The 17,742-nt window shown below is 72.3% G+C and carries 17 protein-coding genes; 8 read left to right on the forward strand and 9 right to left on the reverse strand.

Annotation, left to right across the window (positions count from 1 at the left end; genetic code table 11):
• Positions 1-40 precede the first annotated feature (40 nt).
• From ABZ858_RS20885 to ABZ858_RS20900, 4 genes are all read right to left on the reverse strand, one after another.
• Positions 41-1,771: an acyl-CoA dehydrogenase gene (locus ABZ858_RS20885; protein WP_361380404.1), complete on the reverse strand. Its 1,731-nt coding sequence runs from the start codon at positions 1,769-1,771 to the stop codon at positions 41-43.
• Positions 1,765-3,579, reverse strand: coding sequence for a fatty acyl-AMP ligase (locus ABZ858_RS20890; protein ID WP_361380407.1), 1,815 nt, complete (start codon positions 3,577-3,579; stop codon positions 1,765-1,767). Before ABZ858_RS20890 ends, ABZ858_RS20885 begins: the two co-directional genes overlap by 7 nt.
• A gap of 97 nt (positions 3,580-3,676) precedes the next feature.
• Positions 3,677-4,984: a carotenoid oxygenase family protein gene (locus ABZ858_RS20895; protein ID WP_361380410.1), complete on the reverse strand. Its 1,308-nt coding sequence runs from the start codon at positions 4,982-4,984 to the stop codon at positions 3,677-3,679.
• Positions 4,981-5,541 (reverse strand): hypothetical protein, encoded by a 561-nt coding sequence (locus ABZ858_RS20900; RefSeq protein WP_361380413.1) that lies wholly within the window; start codon positions 5,539-5,541, stop codon positions 4,981-4,983. The genes ABZ858_RS20895 and ABZ858_RS20900 overlap by 4 nt, the downstream gene beginning before the upstream one ends.
• Positions 5,542-5,633: 92 nt before the next feature.
• On the opposite strand from ABZ858_RS20900, the gene ABZ858_RS20905 reads away from it, so the two are divergent.
• Both ABZ858_RS20905 and ABZ858_RS20910 read left to right on the forward strand, forming a co-directional pair.
• The gene (locus ABZ858_RS20905) at positions 5,634-6,146 is read left to right on the forward strand and encodes a PadR family transcriptional regulator (RefSeq protein WP_361380417.1); all 513 of its coding nucleotides are present in this window, start codon (positions 5,634-5,636) and stop codon (positions 6,144-6,146) included.
• Positions 6,147-6,371: 225 nt separating this feature from the next.
• A complete protein-coding gene (locus ABZ858_RS20910) occupies positions 6,372-7,334 on the forward strand; it encodes a carbohydrate kinase family protein (protein WP_361380421.1) in 963 nt (320 codons plus the stop codon).
• A gap of 29 nt (positions 7,335-7,363) precedes the next feature.
• Here the strand turns inward: ABZ858_RS20910 and ABZ858_RS20915 are convergent, their stop codons facing one another.
• Complete coding sequence (locus ABZ858_RS20915) at positions 7,364-7,630, reverse strand: hypothetical protein (RefSeq protein WP_361380425.1); 267 nt, start codon at positions 7,628-7,630, stop codon at positions 7,364-7,366.
• A gap of 208 nt (positions 7,631-7,838) precedes the next feature.
• Between ABZ858_RS20915 and ABZ858_RS20920 the strand changes: the two genes are divergently transcribed.
• Positions 7,839-8,783, forward strand: a complete 945-nt coding sequence (locus ABZ858_RS20920) for a BlaI/MecI/CopY family transcriptional regulator (protein WP_361380428.1) — start codon at positions 7,839-7,841, stop codon at positions 8,781-8,783.
• Positions 8,784-9,020: 237 nt separating this feature from the next.
• On the opposite strand, the gene ABZ858_RS20925 is transcribed toward ABZ858_RS20920, so the two are convergent.
• From ABZ858_RS20925 to ABZ858_RS20940, 4 genes are all read right to left on the reverse strand, one after another.
• The gene (locus tag ABZ858_RS20925) at positions 9,021-9,461 is read right to left on the reverse strand and encodes a MarR family transcriptional regulator (RefSeq protein WP_361380431.1); all 441 of its coding nucleotides are present in this window, start codon (positions 9,459-9,461) and stop codon (positions 9,021-9,023) included.
• A 43-nt stretch (positions 9,462-9,504) separates the two neighbouring features.
• Positions 9,505-10,350 carry a prephenate dehydratase gene (locus tag ABZ858_RS20930; RefSeq protein WP_361380434.1) on the reverse strand — a complete coding sequence of 282 codons (846 nt, stop codon included), beginning with the start codon at positions 10,348-10,350 and terminating at the stop codon, positions 9,505-9,507.
• A gap of 107 nt (positions 10,351-10,457) precedes the next feature.
• On the reverse strand, positions 10,458-10,970 hold the full coding sequence (gene msrA / locus ABZ858_RS20935; protein WP_361380437.1) for a peptide-methionine (S)-S-oxide reductase MsrA: 513 nt from the start codon (positions 10,968-10,970) through the stop codon (positions 10,458-10,460).
• A gap of 241 nt (positions 10,971-11,211) precedes the next feature.
• On the reverse strand, positions 11,212-13,602 hold the full coding sequence (locus ABZ858_RS20940; protein WP_361380440.1) for an excinuclease ABC subunit UvrA: 2,391 nt from the start codon (positions 13,600-13,602) through the stop codon (positions 11,212-11,214).
• Between the two features lie 243 nt (positions 13,603-13,845).
• Here ABZ858_RS20940 and ABZ858_RS20945 point away from each other — a divergent pair, with 243 nt between their 5' ends.
• The 5 genes from ABZ858_RS20945 (at position 13,846) to ABZ858_RS20965 (ending at position 17,602) form a co-directional block, all read left to right on the forward strand.
• Positions 13,846-14,070 carry a hypothetical protein gene (locus tag ABZ858_RS20945; protein WP_361380443.1) on the forward strand — a complete coding sequence of 75 codons (225 nt, stop codon included), beginning with the start codon at positions 13,846-13,848 and terminating at the stop codon, positions 14,068-14,070.
• A gap of 21 nt (positions 14,071-14,091) precedes the next feature.
• A complete protein-coding gene (locus ABZ858_RS20950; RefSeq protein ID WP_361380446.1) occupies positions 14,092-15,180 on the forward strand; it encodes an alpha/beta hydrolase in 1,089 nt (362 codons plus the stop codon).
• A gap of 210 nt (positions 15,181-15,390) precedes the next feature.
• A complete protein-coding gene (locus ABZ858_RS20955; RefSeq protein WP_361380449.1) occupies positions 15,391-16,353 on the forward strand; it encodes a quinone oxidoreductase in 963 nt (320 codons plus the stop codon).
• 23 nt (positions 16,354-16,376) lie between these two features.
• A complete protein-coding gene (locus tag ABZ858_RS20960; RefSeq protein ID WP_361380452.1) occupies positions 16,377-16,961 on the forward strand; it encodes a TetR/AcrR family transcriptional regulator in 585 nt (194 codons plus the stop codon).
• Positions 16,962-17,041: 80 nt separating this feature from the next.
• Positions 17,042-17,602, forward strand: coding sequence for an ABATE domain-containing protein (locus tag ABZ858_RS20965; protein WP_361380456.1), 561 nt, complete (start codon positions 17,042-17,044; stop codon positions 17,600-17,602).
• Positions 17,603-17,742 lie beyond the last annotated feature (140 nt).

Consider the following 17,742-nt stretch of genomic DNA (forward strand, 5'->3'; position numbering starts at 1 on the left):
GCTGGAATTCGCCGGACGGGACGCGGGGCGTGGGGCGCGCTCATCCCGGCAGCGGGGTGTCGTAGAGGTCGTAGCCGCGCCGGTCGCTGAAGCGCAGCTGCACTTCGTGGCGCACGCGCAGCTCGCACTCGGGCGGCAGGTCGGGGGCCGGGGCGCCGAGCCGGCGGGCGACGCGGTGCAGGGCCGCCGCCGCCCAGGCGGGGTCGGCGAGGAACGGGTCGGAGCCGTCCTGGTTGTGCCGCCACACGCCGAGCACCGCGGCGGCGGCCAGCAGGTGGGCGTAGCGGTCCATCAGCGGGAACGGCGCGGCGCCCGGCTCGGGGCCCAGGGCCAGCACCCGGGCGCGCAGGTCGCGGAACTCGTCGACGAGGACGAGCGCGAGGTCGCGCAGCGCGCGCTCGGCGGCGCCCCGCCCGGGTGTCTCGGCGGCCACCGCGAGCAGGGTGGCGCTGAGGCTGTCCTGTCCGCAGGCCAGCGCGAGCCGGTCGGCGTCGAACGGCGGCAGCGCCTCGCGCGGCCGGAACAGCGCGGCCGGTGCCTCGTCCTCGACGAACCAGGAACGGCGGGCCAGGCGCGGCAGCTGCGGGATGATCGTGCCCTGGCAGGCGACGCTGCCGGCGTGCCCGAGGGTGACGACGGGCACGTCCCGCAGGTGCTTCTGGAAGATGCCGAGGGTGCCCTCGCGGGTGTAGAGCCCGGCGCCGAGCACGATCGACAGGTCGTACATCGTCTCGGTCAGCACCCGCGGCAGCAGGTACTTCACGGCCGCCGAGTACACGCTGGTCTGCTCGGGCAGGATGTGCAGGGCCCTCGTCGCGACGGTGGCGAGCGCGTCGTACAGCAGCAGGTTGACGAAGGCGCCGGTGATGGTGGCGGCGGTGCGCTGCGGGTCGGAGCCGCCGGTGGACCAGCCGCCGCCGCGGTGCTCGTGGTCGAAGGCGACGGCGGTGCGCAGGCTGGTGTCGACGGCGGCCAGCACCATCGAGGAGATGACGGTGCGGGTGACCTGGAAGGAGCGCAGCGCGATCGGCACGCCGTCGCCGACCGGTCCGAGCAGGGCGCCGTCCGGGACCGGGCAGTCGTCGAAGTCGACCCCGCCGAACACGCAGCCGCGCAGCCCGAGCGAGGTGTGGCGGCGCAGCGGCTCGGCGCGGCCCTCGGGGAAGGCGGCCGGGTCCAGCAGCAGCGCGGTGTGGCTGCGGCGGCCGGGCTCGGGGTCGGTGCGGGCGAACAGCACCAGGGCGTCGGCCCGGTCGTAGTTGTTGATGACGGGTTTGCGGCCGTTGAGCAGCAGCCCGCCGTGCGCGCCGGGCCGGGCGGAGACCTGGCTGCGCACGTAGTCATTGCTGTGCGCGGTCTCCAGCTGGGCGATGGCCGCGCGCGAGCCGCGCAGCATCCGCCGGGCCAGCTCGGCCTGCTGGCCGCCGGTGCCGGCCATCCACACGTCGACGGCGGCCATGAAGGACATGGCGCCGTATCCCATGCCGAGGCCGACGTCCCGCCGGAAGACCGGGCGCATGACGCGAACCAGGGTGTCCATCGACTCCAGGCGCCCGCCGAGTTCCACGGGCACGTACTCGCGGTGCATGCCGGACCGCTCCAGGGCGTCCTCGCCGGCCTCGCTGCGCACGGCGTCGCGGTCGGCCTCCAACAGCGCCGCGTAGCCGCACGGGTTGGCGCTGTCGCCGGGGTCGCCCAGCAGGTCCTCGACGGCGGCGACCCGGCGCTGGGCCTCGGCCTCGCGCACCGGTGCCGCGGTGAGCGTCACCATGCGCCACCGCCGGCGGCGGACTGCAGGAGCCCTTGCCCGAGCAGGACGTCGTCGGGGCGCACCAGGGCGCGCACGGCCGGGTCGAACACCTCGTACTCGCCGTGCACCTCGCCGGCCAGGAACTCCTTGCGCATGAGGGTGCGCTGCACCTTGCCGCTGGTGGTGCGGCGCACGGTGCCCGGCCGTACCAGCAGCACGTTGCCCGCCGGGACGTGGAAGTCCTTGCCGATCAACTGCTGGATGTGCTGGGCGAGTTCGCGCAGGCGCGGCCCGTCGAGCTGTCCGCCGCGGACCTCCTGGACGAGGACGAGCTGTTCGCGGCCGGCCTCCACGGAGAACGCGGCGCCGGAGCCCGCGGCGAGCGCGGGGTGCAGCGCCTTCACGGCGTGCTCGACGTCCTGCGGGTAGAGGTTGCGCCCGTTGATGATGACGACCTCTTTGAGCCGCCCGGTGACATAGAGCTGCCCGTCGTCGAGGACGCCGAGGTCGCCGGTGCGCAGGAAGCCGCCCTCGCCGTTGTCCAGGACGGCCCGGAAGGTCGCCTCGCTCTGCTCGGGCCTGCCGTGGTACCCGGCGGCCACGCTGTCGCCGCGCAGCCAGATCTCCCCGACGGCGCCCTCGGGCAGCTCCCGGTAGCCGACCGGGTCGACGATCCGCACGTCGAAGTCGGTGATCCGGCCGCTGCTGACCAGGGTGCGGCTGTCCTGGCCCGGTTCGGCGGTCACGACGGTGTCACGGGCCAGCGCCGCGGCGTCCACAGCCCGGCGCCGGAAGCCCTCGCCGCGCACGCCGCCGGAGACGACGAGGGTGGCCTCGGCCAGCCCGTAGCACGGGTACATGGCCTCGGCGCGCAGACCGGCGGCGGCGAAGCGGCGGGCGAACGCGTCGAGGGTGTCGGCGCGCACCGGTTCGGCGCCGTTCAGCGCGAGCCGCCAGCGGGACAGGTCGAGCCGGCCGATCTGCTCGTCGGTGACACGGCGCAGCGCCAGGTCGTAGCAGAAGTTGGGGCCGCCGCCGATGGTGACGCGGTGGCTGTCGATGGCCTGGAGCCAGCGCAGCGGCCGTCGGATGAACGCGGTCGGCGACAGCATCACCGAAGCGCTGCCCAGCCAGATCGGGTGCAGCAGGTGCGCGATGAGACCCATGTCGTGGTAGAGCGGCAGCCAGCCGCCGAACCGGTCCTCGGGCGTGGTGCCCAGCACCCGCTGCAACGCGGCCTGGTTGGCCAGCAGATTGCGGTGGGTGACCATGACACCGCGCGGCTCGGACACCGAGCCGGAGGTGTACTGCAGGAAGGCGAGGTCGTCGGGTCCGGTCGCGGGCGGCTGCCAGGTCTCGTCCGCGGCGTCCGGCTTGAGGGCGTCGCTCGCCACGCACACCACGTCGTCGCCGCAGCCCTCGGTCGCCAGCCACAGCGCGACGTCCGGGGCGCTGGCCCGGTCGGTGAGCACGACCTTGGCGCCGCAGTCGCGCAGCATCGACGAGCTGCGGCCGAGCCGTCCGTGCGCGGTGCCCTCGGGCAGCGGCGCGGGCACGGCGACGGCCCCGGCGTACAGGCAGCCGGTGAACGCCTTCAGGAACTCCAGGCTGCCCGGGTACATGAGCAGCACGGGCCGCCCCTCGACCCCGTGCGCCCGCAGCGCCCGCGCGACGCGGCGCGCGGCGCGGTCCAGTTCCCCGTACGTCAGCCGGTCGGCGTCCGGGCCGTCCTTGGCGTCGCGCAGTTGGATGTGTGCGTCATCGCCCGCGAACTCGGCGCACCGCGTCCGGACGAGGTCGGTGAAAGTGGCGAAGCGTGACAACTGCATCCCCCTCGCATGTCGCGCATGGCTCGCGTACCCATGTCGAAGGGATCTTCCACGGGTTGCCTAAAGGGGCGCTTGCACGCCCCCGCCGGGTGTCCGGTCAGTCCGCGAGCCAGTTGCCGTGGAAGCCGAACGGCACCCGGGAGGGCAGATGGACCGTGGCGACGGGCTCCGCGGCGAGGTCGTCGGCGTCCAGGACGACGAGGTCGCTGCGGTCGGTGGCGGCGTCATGGACGTACGTCAGCAGCCAGCCGGGGCCGCCGGGCCGGTCGTCGGCGGGGGCGAAGGCGGCCTCGCCCGGGGTGCGGTCGGGGCCGAAGTCGTGCGCGGTCACGGCGCCGGTGGTCAGGTCGTAGCGGACCAGGGAGTTGTCGCAGGTGACGTGTCCGTGGGTGGCGGCGCGGCCGGTGAGCCGGTCGTCGACGCGGGGGAACTCGCCCGGCCGGTCGTCGAGCTGCTCCTCGCGGACCCGCCCGGCGGCCGGGTCGATGGTCCACTTCCACAGCACGGCGTCCTGTGGCGGGGTCAGGCCCTGCGGGGTGCGCCGCCAGATCTCGGCGTAGCGCATCACGTGCAGCACGAGGGTGCCGTCCGGGGCCTCATGGGCGTTGAGCGAGTGGAAGACGTAGCACGGGTCGATCTCGAACCAGCGCACCTCGCCGTACGGGTCGTCGCGGCGCAGCACGCCCAGCCGGGCGCCGTAGCCGTCGTCCCAGGCGTAGGGCATGGTCCGGCCCGCCATGGCGAGTTCGAGGTCGAAGACGACCGGCAGGTCCAGGAAGACGACGTACCGCTCGGTCAGGCAGAAGTCGTGCAGCATGGTGGCCGCGGGCACCTCGATGGGCCGGCTGATCACCAGCTCGCCGGAGGCGTCGGCGCGGTGGTAGGTGAGGTGCGTGGGCTCCAGCACGCCGTAGCCGAAGAAGTGCAGTTCGCCGGTGGCCGGGCAGGTCTTGGGGTGGGCGGTCATCGCGGTGTGCAGCCGGCCGCCGAAGTCGTAGGGGCCCTTGGTGTCCAGGTCGCAGGTCAGCTCGTAGGGCAGGGCGGTCTCGACCAGGGCGAGGGTGTGGCCGGCGTGCCGGACGACGTGGGTGTTGGCCGGGCCCGCGCTGAGGTCGCGGTGTCCCTGCTCGTCGTACATCCGCGCGCCCTCGGTGAAGCTCGTGGTGCGCACCCAGCGGTTGCGGTAGGAGACCGCGCGCCCGCCGTCCAGCCGTAAGCCGTGGATCATCCCGTCGCCGAAGAACCAGTGCCCGGAGGCGGCGTCCGCCGGGTTGGGGCCGTTGCGCAGGTACCAGCCGGACAGCTCGGGCGGGACGGTGCCGGTGACCGGCAGGTCGTGCGCGGTGAGTTCCTCGGTGACCGGGGCGTAGTTGCCGGCGAGGTGCTTGGGGGTGGGGGAGCTCATCGGGCCACCTGCCCGGCGCGGGCCTGCACGAGGGCGACGTAGCGGACGGTGAAGACCATCGGGACGACGAAGCCGGCGATCTGCACGATCGTCGCGGTGGTCGAGTGGCCGTGCCCCGCGTGGGCCATGGCGGCGAGCGCGAGGGCGGTGACCAGGAAGGCCGCGGTCCACACGGCGGTGATGACCGTGTTGGTGCGGATGAAGGGCTTCAGGTTCCACACCTCGGGCGGGGTGGTGCGCTTGGCGATGCCCAGGGTGAAGGGCTTGCCGATGGCGAGCGAGACACCGGCGATGAGGGCGAGGACACCCGAGGACAGGGCCGCGGAGTAGTCATGGACGCCCGAGTGCGGATCGGCGAAGGCGATGGCGGCGAGGACCGCGAAGAAGACCGCCGATCCGGTCTCGATGATCAGTGCGTCGAAACGGGCCCCGTCCCGCGCCTGCTGCACGATGATCGCCACGGCGGCCACCAGGGCGGCCAGCGCGCCCCACTGCCAGCTGCCCGAAGGGATCACGGCGAAGACGATCCACGGAAGAAACGCACGCAGGTAGGACATTGATCTCTCCCCTTTTCGGGTCCCACTCTCGACATGTCAAAAGTAGAAGGTCCTCTAGCGACATGTCAAGAGTGGAAGGTAGAGTGGGGAGCATGAGCCTCAGACACGCACTGCTCGGACTTCTCTCGGAGCACCCCGCCAGCGGTTACGACCTGCTGAAGCGGTTCGAGACCTCCCTTGCCAACGTCTGGCCGGCCACCCAGAGCCAGATCTACACGGAGCTGACCAGACTGGCGGGCACCGGACTCATCACGGTGGCCGCCGAGGGACCCCGCGGCCGCAAGGAGTACGCCCTCACCGATGACGGCCTGGAAGAGCTGCGGTGCTGGCTGGCCGAGTCCAGGCCGCAGCGCACCACCCGCAGCGACGTCCTGCTGCGCGTCTTCTTCCTCGGCGTGCTCGAACCCGGGCCGGCCCGCATCTTCCTGGACGACCTGGCCACCTCGTCGTACCAGTCGCACGAGGAGCTGCGCGATCTGGTGGAGTCCGTCGACTGGGACGACGACAATCTCTCGGTCTACGGCCGCATCGCCCTGGAGTACGGCCTGCGCTTCCACGCCATGCGCCGCGAGTGGGCCCAGTGGGCCGCCGAGCAGGTCAAGTGAGGGACCGGACGGCGGCGGTCAGCGGTCAGCGGGTGCCGCCGGCTCACGGGTCGCCGGTTCTCGCGCTGCCGGTTCTTGCTGCAAGGGATTGCGGCCGAGAACGTATGCGCCACCCCACCGCAAGTCAACCCTTCGCACAGCAGAGGCGGTTCGGCAGGCGCACCGCCACCATCCGCGCCTTGCAAGGTCTTTCGCAAAATTTTCAGCGGTGCTACGTTCGCGCGCATGACCGTTCCCGAACCCACCGGTGCCGAGCGCCGAACGAGCCCCGGCGACTACGACGTCCTGGTGGTCGGCGGGACGGGCGTGGACACCGTCGTGCGGGCCGGGGAACTCCGGGTGCCGCCGGGCGACTCGGTGTTCGTGGAGCCGGTACGGGACTATGTGGGCCACACCGGCAACGGGGTGGCGCTGGGCTGGCACACCCTCGGCCTGCGCACCAAGTTCATCGACTTCCTCGGCGACGATCCCCAGGGCCGCGCGGTCCTGGAGCACTACGCGCGCCACGGCCTCGACTTCAGCCATGTCGTCTCCCCGCACGGCACCCCGCGCGCGGTCAACCTCGTCGACGCCCACGGCCGCCGCTTCTCCTTCTTCGACGGCCGGCACCCCGCCGGACTGCGGCTGCCGCGCGCCTTCTACCTGCCCTTCCTGGAGCGCACCGCCCACGTCCACCTGTCGATCACCGGCACCAACCGGGACATGTACGAGGACGTGCACCGCCTCGGCGTGACCAGCTCCACCGACCTGCACGACTGGGACGGACACGACCCGCACCACCGCGTCTACGCCCTCGCCTCCGACTACGTCTTCCTCAGCGCCGCCGCGCTGTACGACCGGCTGGAGACGGTGCTGCGCGCGATCGTCGACGAGGGCCGGGCCCGTCTCGTGGTCGCCACCGACGGCGCCGACGGCTGCCATGTGCTGGTGCGCGGCGAGGACGAGGTCCGCCACTTCCCGGCAGTACGTCCGGAGCGGCCGGTGGTGGACACCAACGGTGCCGGGGACGCCTTCGTCACCGCCTTCCTGCACTCCCGCTTCGCGGGACGCCCGCTCGCGGACTGCGTGCTGGCCGGATCGGTCGCGGGCGCGTTCGTGTGCGGCAGCGCGGGCACCCACACCGAGTTCATCGACGTACCGACACTGCGCGCGGCCGCCGCCCGCGCCCGGCCGCTCACCTCCCGTTGACGGCACCGCACGCACACACCGGCACTCGCTCAGGGCACGTCCTCGCGCCAGTCGAAACGGCGCGGGTCCGAGGGGCGCGGCGCGTACACGGTGCGACCGCCCGGCCCGTAGCGGCCTATCTCCGTCAACAGGACGACACCGCCGCCGGGCTCGGGTCCCGCCCGGTCGGTGACGTCCAGCAGCAGGCCGTCGAGCGGCCCGCCCACCAACTCCGCGTAGCGGCGCCCGTACCGGGGCCCGGCGTCCTCGTGATCGGCGCCGTAGACCCGGCCCCGCATGATGTCCCGCTCATCCATACGGACAGCGTCGCAGCCACCACTGACACTCCCCCGCCCCCGGCGGCGAGGACGGCCGCACGCTGTTTTCCGGAACCGGATCACTCATGCGTGGGAACCCTCCGTGCACCATCCACTACGCTGCCCTCAGCCGCACGGCTCATGATGCACCGGTCGGCGTCAAGTCACGTCCCAGCCAACCGCGGTAACACGAGGAGAGGCCCACACCATGCCCGACACCACCACGGCGACCGACCTGGCGTCGCAGTACACCGCCCGGGTCAGCGACGACCTGGAGCAGAACCTCAAGGAGCAGGAGCGCGTCAGCGGTGAAATCGCCGTGCTGCGGGAGCAGTTGGCCGCGCTGCAACGTGATCACGGCGTCCTGGTGAACATGCGGCAGGCGCTCGGTTCGGCCGCCCCCGCGCAGCCGCCGACGACCGCCCCGGAGACCGGCGTCGTCCCCGCTCCCCGTACTCCCCGCGGCAAGGGCACCGCCAAGTCCGGCACCGCCAGGGCCACCACGGCCGAGAAGGACACCACCAAGTCCGGCGCGGCCGAATCGGCGCGTGGCAAGAAAAAGACCCCGGCACAGGGGCGCGGCACCACGGGCAGGAAGACGGCGACCGCGAAGCCGACCGCCACCGCCAAGCCGACCGCGGCCAAGACCGCCACCACCAAGGCCACCACCAAGGCCACCACCAAGGCCACCACCAAGGCCACCGCGACGAAGACCACGGCCACGACGACGGCGACCAAGGCGACCGCGGCGAAGCCCGCCGCGACGAAGTCCACCGCGGCCAAGGCGACGGCGGCCAAGGCGACCGCCTCCAAGCCGGCCGCGGCCAAGACCGGCGCGGCCAAGACCGGCGCAGCCACGCCGACCGCCGCCAAGCCGGACCAGATCACCCTGGTCGAACTCGTCCGCCGCCACCTCGTCGCCCAGCACGAGCCGCGCTCCGCCGCGGAGGTCACCACCGCACTCGGCCAGGCCCACCCCGAGCGGAACGTCAAGCCCACCGTCGTGCGCACCACTCTTGAGGGGCTGGTGGCCAAGAACCTGGCCCAGCGCGGCAAGCAGGGCACGTCCGTCTTCTACACGGCCACCAAAGCGGCACAGCGCACCCCGGCCACCGACACCCAGGCCCAGGCCCAGGAATCGGCCGACGCCTGACCGCCGCGGCGGTGCCCTTGGCGGGAACCCGGGTGGCCGGCACGACATGGCCGGCACGACACGTCCGGCACGACATGGCCGGTTCGCCGCCGCCGAGGGGGACGGTCGTGAGGTCGGGGCGGAAGGCGTGGCCGCCGCCCACCCCGGCCGCGACGGGCACCGTCTCGGCGCACAGGGCAGCCCGGCCCGCACGCCTTGTTCGATTCCGAGTCCCTTCAGTCCCTGCCGCCTCGGGCCTCAGAGACTCTCGCCCAGCCGTTCCAGCAGCGGCGCAGCCGCCCGCAGGGTCTCCAGCTCGGCGGCGGTGAACTCGGCGGTGAGCACCTGGGCGAGCTGCCGCCCCCGGGCGTCGCGCTTGCGCCGCAGCACGTCCTCGCCGGCCGGGGTCAGCGAGACGATGATGCGCCTGCCGTCGCGGGGGTCGGGCCGCCGTTCGACGAACCCGCTGGTCTCCAGGCCGCCGACGACCGCCCCCATGGCCTGCGCGGTGACCTGGTCGGCCCGCGCCAGTTCGGCCGCCGAGGCCGGTCCGGAGCGGGCCAGCCGGGACAGCGCCGAGCGCTCCGGCAGGGACAGCCCGCCGGGCACCCGCGTCTGCTTCAACCGCCGTGTCACCAGGGCGATGGCGTCGTAGAGCGCGCCGGCGAGATCCTCGGTGTTCGCGTGTTCCGTCGTCACGCTGCACAGCGTAGGCAGCCGCCGGGGTGTGCGACCGGCCCGGTCAGCCGATGCGCTCGCCCAGCCGGTGCGAATGCGCCGGATAGACGCCCAGGATGCGCACCTCGGAGGAGAAGAAGCGCAGTTCCTGGAGGGCCAGGGCGACACCGGGATCGTCCGGGTGGCCCTCGACCTCCACGTAGAAGCGGCTCGGGTTCAGCCCGGCGCCCATCTGGTAGCTCTCGATCTTGGTGAGGTTCACGCCGTTGCTGGCGAACCCGCCGAGCGCCTTGTAGAGCGCGCTGGGGATGTTGCGCACGAGGAAGAACAGGCTCGTCACGGTCGGCTCGCCGGTGGCCGGCGGGCTGCTCGCCTCCCGGGAGAGCACCACGAACCGGGTGGTGTTGTCCGGGTCGTCCTCGACCCCCGCGCGCAGCACCTCCAGCCCGTACAGCTGTGCCGCGGCGGGCGGGGCGAGCGCCGCGTGGCGCGGGTCGCCCAGCTCGGCCACCTCGCGGGCCGATCCCGCGGTGTCGTCGCTGACCAGGGTGCGCCAGCCGCCCTCGCGCAGGATCTTGCGGCACTGGCCGAGGGCGTGCACATGGCTGCGTACGCACTCCACCTGATCGAGGGACGTGCCGGGGACGGCCATCAGGTCGAAGCGGATGGCGAGGAAGTACTCGCCGACGATGAACAGCCCCGACTCGGGCAACAGATGGTGCACGTCCGCGACGCGTCCGGCCGCCGAGTTGTCCACGGGGATCACGGCCACGTCGGCGGTGCCGAGCGTCACGGCGTCCAGGGCCGGTTCGAAGCCCGTGCAGGGCAGCTGGCCGCCGTCGGGAAACAGCGCGCGGGCGGCGGTCGCCGAATTGGAGCCGGGTTCACCCTGATATGCGACGGTCGTCACCGTGTTTCGCCTTCCACCGTGGAGGTCGTGTCGTGGGCGGCGGAAACTCCACCGCGTACTGTGTGGGCCCTCTGCTCCTGGGCCTGGGCCCGGGTCGGGGCCGGGGCTCAGGACTCCGCGCGCCGGGGCAGCCGCCAGTTGGACCGCGGGAAGTGGCAGGTGTAGCCGTCCGGGTAGCGCTGGAGGTAGTCCTGGTGCTCCGGCTCGGCCTCCCAGAACGGTCCCGCCGGTACCACCTCGGTCACCACCGGACCCGGCCACAGCCCCGACGCGTTCACGTCGGCGATGGTGTCCTCGGCGATCCGGCGCTGCTCGTCGTCGAGGTAGAAGATGGCCGAGCGGTAGCTGGAGCCGAGGTCGTTGCCCTGCCGGTCCTTGGTGGTCGGGTCGTGGATCTGGAAGAAGAACTCCAGGATCGCGCGGTAGTCGGTGGCGGCCGGGTCGTAGCTGATCTCGATCGACTCGGCGTGGCCGTCGTGCCGGCGGTAGGTGGGCTCGGGCAGCGCGCCGCCGCTGTATCCCACCCGGGTGTCCAGCACGCCCGGAAGCGCCCGGATCAGCTCCTGCATGCCCCAGAAGCAGCCGCCCGCCAGCAGTGCCTTCTCCTCGACGTCCGTCATGACACGTCACCCTTTCCTTCCACGTCGCCGGTCCACACCACCGGCCGCGCACGCCGCCGGCCGTACACCACCGGCCGCGCACGTCTGTGCCCGTACGCCACCGGCCGTACACGTCTCTGTCTGTGCACGTCTTTGTCTGTGCACGTCTCTGTCCTGTGCACGTCTTTGTCTGTGCAGGTTACGACCTTGCCGGGGGCTTCTGCTCACCCGTCCGGGGGGTGAGCAGAAGCCCCCGGCGAGGTCAGCGGCCGACGTAGGCGGCGAGGTGCTCACCGGTGAGGGTGGAGCGGGCGGCGACGAGGTCGGCGGGGGTGCCCTCGAAGACGACCCGGCCGCCGTCGTGGCCGGCCCCGGGACCGAGGTCGATGATCCAGTCGGCGTGCGCCATGACGGCCTGGTGGTGCTCGACCACGATGACCGACTTGCCGCCGTCGACGAGCCGGTCGAGCAGGCCGAGCAGTTGCTCCACGTCGGCGAGGTGCAGACCGGCGGTCGGCTCGTCGAGGACGTAGATCCCGCCCTGGTCGGCCATGTGCGTGGCCAGCTTGAGGCGCTGCCGCTCGCCGCCGGAGAGCGTGGTGAGCGGCTGGCCGAGGGTGAGGTAGCCGAGGCCCACGTCGGCGAGCCGGGTGAGGATCGTGTGGGCCGCCGGGGTGCGCGCCGCACCGGCGCCGAAGAACTCCGCGGCCTCGGTCACCGACAGGGCCAGCACCTCGCTGATGTCGCGGCCGCCGAGGGTGTACTCCAGCACCGAGGCGTCGAACCGCCGGCCCTCGCACTCCTCACAGGTGGTGGCGACCCCGGCCATCATCGCCAGGTCGGTGTAGACGACACCGGCGCCGTTGCAGCCGGGGCAGGCGCCCTCGGAGTTGGCGCTGAACAGGGCCGGCTTGACGCCGTTGGCCTTGGCGAACGCCTTGCGGACCGGTTCGAGCAGTCCGGTGTACGTCGCCGGGTTGCTCCGCCGGGAGCCGCGGATCGCGCCCTGGTCGACCGACACCACCTCCGCACCGGGCGGAATCGACCCGTGCACCAGCGAACTCTTGCCGCTGCCGGCCACCCCGGTGACGACGGTGAGCACCCCGAGCGGGACGTCGACGTCCACGTCCCGCAGGTTGTGCGCGTGCGCGCCGCGGATCTCCAGGGTGCCGGTGGGCTTGCGCACCGACTCCTTGAGGGCGGCCCGGTCACCGAAGTGGCGGCCGGTGAGGGTGGTGCCGGCCCGCAGCTGCTCGACGGTGCCCTCGAAGCAGACGGTGCCGCCCGCCGTTCCCGCGCCGGGGCCGAGGTCCACGACGTGGTCGGCGATGGCGATGGTCTCCGGCTTGTGCTCGACGACGAGCACCGTGTTGCCCTTGTCCCGCAGCCGCAGCAGCAGGTCGTTCATGCGCTGGATGTCGTGGGGGTGCAGGCCGGTGGTGGGCTCGTCGAAGACGTAGGTGACGTCGGTGAGCGAGGAGCCCAGGTGGCGGACCATCTTGACGCGCTGCGCCTCGCCGCCCGACAGGGTGCCCGCGGGCCGGTCGAGCGAGAGGTAGCCGAGGCCGATCTCCACGAACGAGTCGAGGGTCCCGCACAGCGCGGTGAGCAGCGGCGCGACCGACGGTTCGGCCAGGCCGCGCGCCCAGGCGGCCAGGTCGCTGATCTGCGTCGCGCACGCGTCGGCGATGCTGATGCCCTCGATCTTCGACGCGCGGGCCGCCTCGGTGAGCCGGGTGCCCGCGCAGCCGGGGCAGGTGGTGAAGGTGACCGCACGGTCCACGAACGCCCGGATGTGCGGCTGCATGCCCTCCCGGTCCTTGGCGAGCATCGACTTCTGGATGCGCGGCACCAGACCCTCGTAGGTCATGTTGATCCCGGCGATCTTCATCCTGGTCGGCTCGCGGTACAGGAAGTCCGCCAGCTCGCGCTCGGTGTACTCCCGGATCGGCTTGTCGGCGTCGACCAGGCCGGACTCGGCGTAGAGCCGGTGGTTCCAGCCGCCGGACTTGTAGCCGGGGACACTCAGCGCGCCCTCGTTCAGGGACTTCGCGTCGTCGTAGAGCTGGGTGAGGTCGAGATCGGAGACGGTGCCGCGGCCCTCGCAGCGCGGGCACATGCCGCCGGTGACGCTGAAGCTGCGCCGCTCCTTCACCGTGCGCCCGCCGCGCTCCACGCTGACCGCGCCGGCCCCGCTGACCGAGGCCACGTTGAAGGAGTACGCCTTGGGCGAGCCGAGGTGCGGTGTGCCGAGCCGGCTGAACAGGATGCGCAGCATCGCGTTGGCGTCGGTGGCGGTGCCGACGGTGGAGCGGGGGTCGGCGCCCATCCGCTGCTGGTCGACGATGATCGCGGTGGTCAGCCCGTCGAGCACGTCGACCTCGGGCCGCGCCGCCGCCGGCATGAAGCCCTGCACGAAGGCGCTGTACGTCTCGTTGATCAGTCGCTGCGACTCCGCGGCGATCGTGTCGAACACCAGGGAACTCTTGCCCGAGCCGGAGACGCCGGTGAAGACGGTCAGCCGGCGCTTGGGGATCTCGACGCTGACGTCCTTGAGGTTGTTCTCGCGCGCCCCATGCACACGGATCAGTTCATGGCTGTCGGCGACATGCGGCGCGGGCGAGGGTCGGTCCGTCCGCGGGGCCGTGCTCATCTCGACTCGTCTCCATCCGTGACCTCGGGGGCCCTGGCGGTCGTGGGAACCGCTTCCAGGCGTCCGCCGACTCTACGGCGGTACGTGCGCTTTCGTCACCGCCGTACCTGCGTCACCGGCTTGACAGGTGACGCAAGGCGGTGCGAGCCTGACGGCGTACGCCCCGAACGAACGCGTACGCCCGCGAACGGACACGAACGGACGCGGAGGAACGGTCCGGCACACACCCGGCGGAGGCCGACGATGGACATCAGCGTCACCACGGACACGGACAGCGCGGCAGGCACCGCCACGGACAGCGCGGCAGCCGCCCGCCACGCGCGGTTCGGCAAGCTGCCCGAGCGCGTCTCCTACGCGGACATGGTCGAAGAGAGGCCGGCCGGCCCGAGGAACCCGACGGGCGACGGCTACGACCCCGAGGACTCCTGGACGAACTTCTCCTGCCTCGCCGCGGACCTGGGCCTGTAGCACCTCGACGGAGGACTTCGCATGATCGACAGACGCACTTTCAGCAAGGCCATGGGCCTGGGCACGAGCGCGACCGCGGTATCACTGACCGGCCTGCCGGGCGTCGCACCCGCATCCGCCACCCCCTCCCCCGCCTCCTCCCCCGCCTCCTCCCCCACGTCCGCAGCCGCTCCCGCACCCGCCGCGTCCCCGGCCGCGCCCACCGCCTTCACCGAGCTGAAGCACGTCAAGGCCGGTCTCCTGGACATCGGCTACGCCGAGGCGGGACACCGGCACGGCCCCGTGGTCATCTGCCTGCACGGCTGGCCGTACGACATCCACAGCTTCGTCGACGTCGCCCCGCTGCTCGCGGCGCAGGGCTACCGCGTGATCGCCCCCTACCTGCGCGGCCACGGCACGACGCGTTTCCTGTCCGCCCGGACGTTCCGCAACGCCCAGCAGTCGGTGGTCGCCCTCGACATCGTCGCCCTGATGGACGCGCTCAAGATCGAGAAGGCGGTGCTCGCCGGGTTCGACTGGGGCTCGCGCACCGCCGACATCATCGCGGCGCTGTGGCCGGAGCGGGTCAAGGCACTGGTGTCGGTGAGCGGCTACCTCGTCACCAATGTCGAGAAGCAGAAGCAGCCGCTGCCCCCGCGGGCCGAGTACGCCTGGTGGTACCAGTACTACTTCGCCACCGAGCGGGGCCGCCGCGCCATGGACGACAGGGACGACCGGCGCGCCCTGTGCCGACTGGTGTGGGACACCGTCTCCCCCACCTGGGACTTCGACGACGCCACCTTCGCGCGCACGGCCACCGCCTTCGAGAACCCCGACTATGCCGCCATCGTCATCCACAACTACCGCTGGCGGCTCGGCCTCGCCGACGGTGAGCGCCGCTACGACCGCCTGGAGAAGCGGCTCGCCGCGCAGCCGGTCATCACCGTGCCCACCGTCACCCTGGACGCCGACCGCGACCCGTTCACAGCGCAGCCGGCCGACGGTGCGGCGTATCGGCACTTCTTCACCGGCGCGTACCGGCACCACACCCTGGAGGGCATCGGCCACAACGTGCCGCAGGAGGCACCGGATGCCTTCGCCCGAGCCGTCGTCGAAGCGGACCATCTGTAAGCGGACCACCTGTGAGCGGACCGTCTGCGAGCCGGGACGCGCCGAGAGGACCCTTCGCACGCACCAGGCGGACCCTCATTTCTGGACTTGCAGGTCCAATCTCGTCTTCCTACCGTGCTTGCCGAACCACCCCCCCGCATCCCCGCACACATCCATCCGCACGGAAGACCGGAACCCCGGAAACCCGGAAACCGGAAAAGGTGTCCCCTCATGCACGCGATCCACATCAAGGAACACGGCGGCCCCGAAGTCATGCGCTGGACCGAGCTGCCGGACCCGGTCCCCGGCCCCGGCGAGGTGCTCGTCCGGCTCGGTGCCGCCGGAGTGAACTACATGGACCTCGGCGCCCGCGAGCAGGGCGGCCCCGGCTGGACGGCCCCGGTGGTGCTCGGCGCCGAGGGCATGGGGTACGTCACCGCGCTCGGCGCCGGTGTCGACTCGTTGGCCGTCGGTGACCGGGTGGCCTGGTACTACCACCGGGGCAGCTACGCCGAGTTGCTCGCCGTACCGGCGGACTCACTGGTGAAGGTCCCGGACGGCATTTCGGACGAGACCGCCGCCGCAGTGCTGCTCCAGGGCCTCACCGCCCACCACTTCACCACCGAGACCTACGCCGTCCAGCCCGGTGACACGGCCGTGGTGCACGCGGCGGCGGGTGGCGTGGGCCTGCTGCTCACCCAGCTGATCAAGGCCAGGGGCGGCACCGTGATCGGCCTGGTCTCCCGCGAGGAGAAGGCGGCCGCCGCCAAGGAGGCCGGCGCCGACCACGTGCTGGTCTGGTCCGGCGGCGGCTTCGAGGACCGGATCATGGAGCTGACCGGCGGCGAGGGCGCCCATGTCGTCTACGACGGCGGCGGCACCGACACCTTCCGCTCCTCGCAGCTCTCCCTGCGCCGGCACGGAGTGCACGCGTACTACGGGCCGTTCATGGGCGTGCCCACGTTCCGGCCGACCGATCTGCCCCGCAGCATCCTGCTGTCGTACCCGACGGTCCAGGACCACGTGCCCACCCGCGAGGCCCTGGTCCGCCGGACCGGCGAGGTGTTCGCCATGGTGCTCGACGGCACACTCAGCCCGCGCATCGGCGGCCGCTACCCCCTGGCGGAGGCGGCCCGCGCCCACGCGGACATCGCCTCCCGCCGCACCACCGGAAAACTGCTGCTCCTGCCCTGACGGACCCCACCCCTGGAGGACACGTGCCGTTGACCCGCAAGGGCGCCGCGACCCGGCAGCGCATCATCGAGGGCGCCGCCGGGGAGGTCCGCCGCCACGGTGTGTTCTCCCTGCGTCTTGAGGACGTCATGACGCACACCGCGACCAGCAAGAGCCAGCTGTTCCACTACTTCCCCGGCGGCAAGGAGGAACTGCTGCTGGCCGTGGCCCGGCACGAGGCGGCGCGGGTACTGGCGGACCAGCAGCCGCAACTGGGCGCCCTCACCTCCTGGGCGGCCTGGCGGGAATGGCGCGACAAGGTCGTCGCCCGCTACCGCGCCCAGGGCATGGACTGTCCGCTGCACGTGGCCCTGTCCGAGGTGGGAAGGGCGAGCCAGGGCGCGCGGGCGGTGGCCGGCGAGCTGCTCCAGCAGTGGCAGGGCCACCTCGCGGCGGGCATCCGGCATATGCAGAGCATCGGCGAGACAGCCCCCGGCCTGGACGCCGACCGCGAGGCCGCCGCCCTGCTCGCCGGTGTCCAGGGCGGCGTGGTGATCCTGCTGTCGACCGGCAGCACGGCCCACCTGGAGGCCGCCCTCGACCAGGGCATCGCCCACCTGCGCCGCTGAGGCCCGCCCGGCGGCGGGCGGAGAAAGCGGCCCCGGGACCTGTCCTTGCGAGGACAATCGTCACCTGCCAGACTGGTGATATGAATCTCGACCATGTCTTCGTCTGCGGACATCCGGCCCTGGACTTCGCCGCGACCCTGCGCGCCCGCCGTACGGCCCAGTTTGAAATGTTCGTGACACCCGACCGGCTGGACGCCTGGTTCCTGGAATCCGGGGTCGTCGACGCGGTCACGCCGAGCGAGCAGGCGGACGTAGACCGGGCGACGGCCCTGCGAGAGGCCGTCTACCAGCTGGTCACCGCGCGCCGCCTGGGCGAGGCGTACGACACCGGGGCGCTGGACCTGCTCAACGGCACCGCACGCCAGGCGGCCGCCGTGCCGCAGCTCACCCAGGAGGGCCGCCGGACGGAGGCGAGCCCGCAGGAAGTCCTGTCCGCCCTCGCCCGGCAGGCCGTCGAGCTGCTGAGCGGACCGGACGTACCCCTCCTCAAGGAGTGCGGCAACCCGGAGTGCACCCGGATCTACATCGACCGCTCCCGGGGCATACGGCGGCAGTGGTGCGGCATGGAGTCCTGCGGAAACAAGATCAAGGCCGCCGCGTACCGCGCCCGCAAGAAGAGCGCGCCCGCAGCGGCGCACTGAACCGGTCCGAGCCCGCCGCCCGATCGGCCGTACCTATTACGGCGTAATAGGTCCCGCCGCTTACGGCGTCATCGGTCCCAGCGCGTCCGCCCCGACCGTCGCCCATCGCTCCCCCATCGCCGCCCGCCTATTACGCCGTA

Origin of the sequence: Streptomyces sp. NPDC047017, from assembly GCF_040644175.1 — a bacterium.
Classification (GTDB): Bacteria; Actinomycetota; Actinomycetes; order Streptomycetales; family Streptomycetaceae; genus Streptomyces.

Bases quoted from the DNA above. Each gene is read 5' to 3' on its own strand.
- ABZ858_RS20895 (WP_361380410.1), bottom strand. From the start codon at position 4,984: ATGAGCTCCCCCACCCCCAAGCACCTCGCCGGCAACTACGCCCCGGTC.
- ABZ858_RS20890 (WP_361380407.1), bottom strand. From the start codon at position 3,579: ATGCAGTTGTCACGCTTCGCCACTTTCACCGACCTCGTCCGGACGCGG.
- ABZ858_RS20905 (WP_361380417.1), top strand. From the start codon at position 5,634: ATGAGCCTCAGACACGCACTGCTCGGACTTCTCTCGGAGCACCCCGCC.
- ABZ858_RS20945 (WP_361380443.1), top strand. From the start codon at position 13,846: ATGGACATCAGCGTCACCACGGACACGGACAGCGCGGCAGGCACCGCC.
- ABZ858_RS20910 (WP_361380421.1), top strand. From the start codon at position 6,372: ATGACCGTTCCCGAACCCACCGGTGCCGAGCGCCGAACGAGCCCCGGC.
- ABZ858_RS20915 (WP_361380425.1), bottom strand. From the start codon at position 7,630: ATGGATGAGCGGGACATCATGCGGGGCCGGGTCTACGGCGCCGATCAC.
- ABZ858_RS20955 (WP_361380449.1), top strand. From the start codon at position 15,391: ATGCACGCGATCCACATCAAGGAACACGGCGGCCCCGAAGTCATGCGC.
- ABZ858_RS20885 (WP_361380404.1), bottom strand. From the start codon at position 1,771: ATGGTGACGCTCACCGCGGCACCGGTGCGCGAGGCCGAGGCCCAGCGC.
- ABZ858_RS20950 (WP_361380446.1), top strand. From the start codon at position 14,092: ATGATCGACAGACGCACTTTCAGCAAGGCCATGGGCCTGGGCACGAGC.
- ABZ858_RS20965 (WP_361380456.1), top strand. From the start codon at position 17,042: ATGAATCTCGACCATGTCTTCGTCTGCGGACATCCGGCCCTGGACTTC.
- ABZ858_RS20920 (WP_361380428.1), top strand. From the start codon at position 7,839: ATGCCCGACACCACCACGGCGACCGACCTGGCGTCGCAGTACACCGCC.
- msrA (WP_361380437.1), bottom strand. From the start codon at position 10,970: ATGACGGACGTCGAGGAGAAGGCACTGCTGGCGGGCGGCTGCTTCTGG.
- ABZ858_RS20900 (WP_361380413.1), bottom strand. From the start codon at position 5,541: ATGTCCTACCTGCGTGCGTTTCTTCCGTGGATCGTCTTCGCCGTGATC.
- ABZ858_RS20940 (WP_361380440.1), bottom strand. From the start codon at position 13,602: ATGAGCACGGCCCCGCGGACGGACCGACCCTCGCCCGCGCCGCATGTC.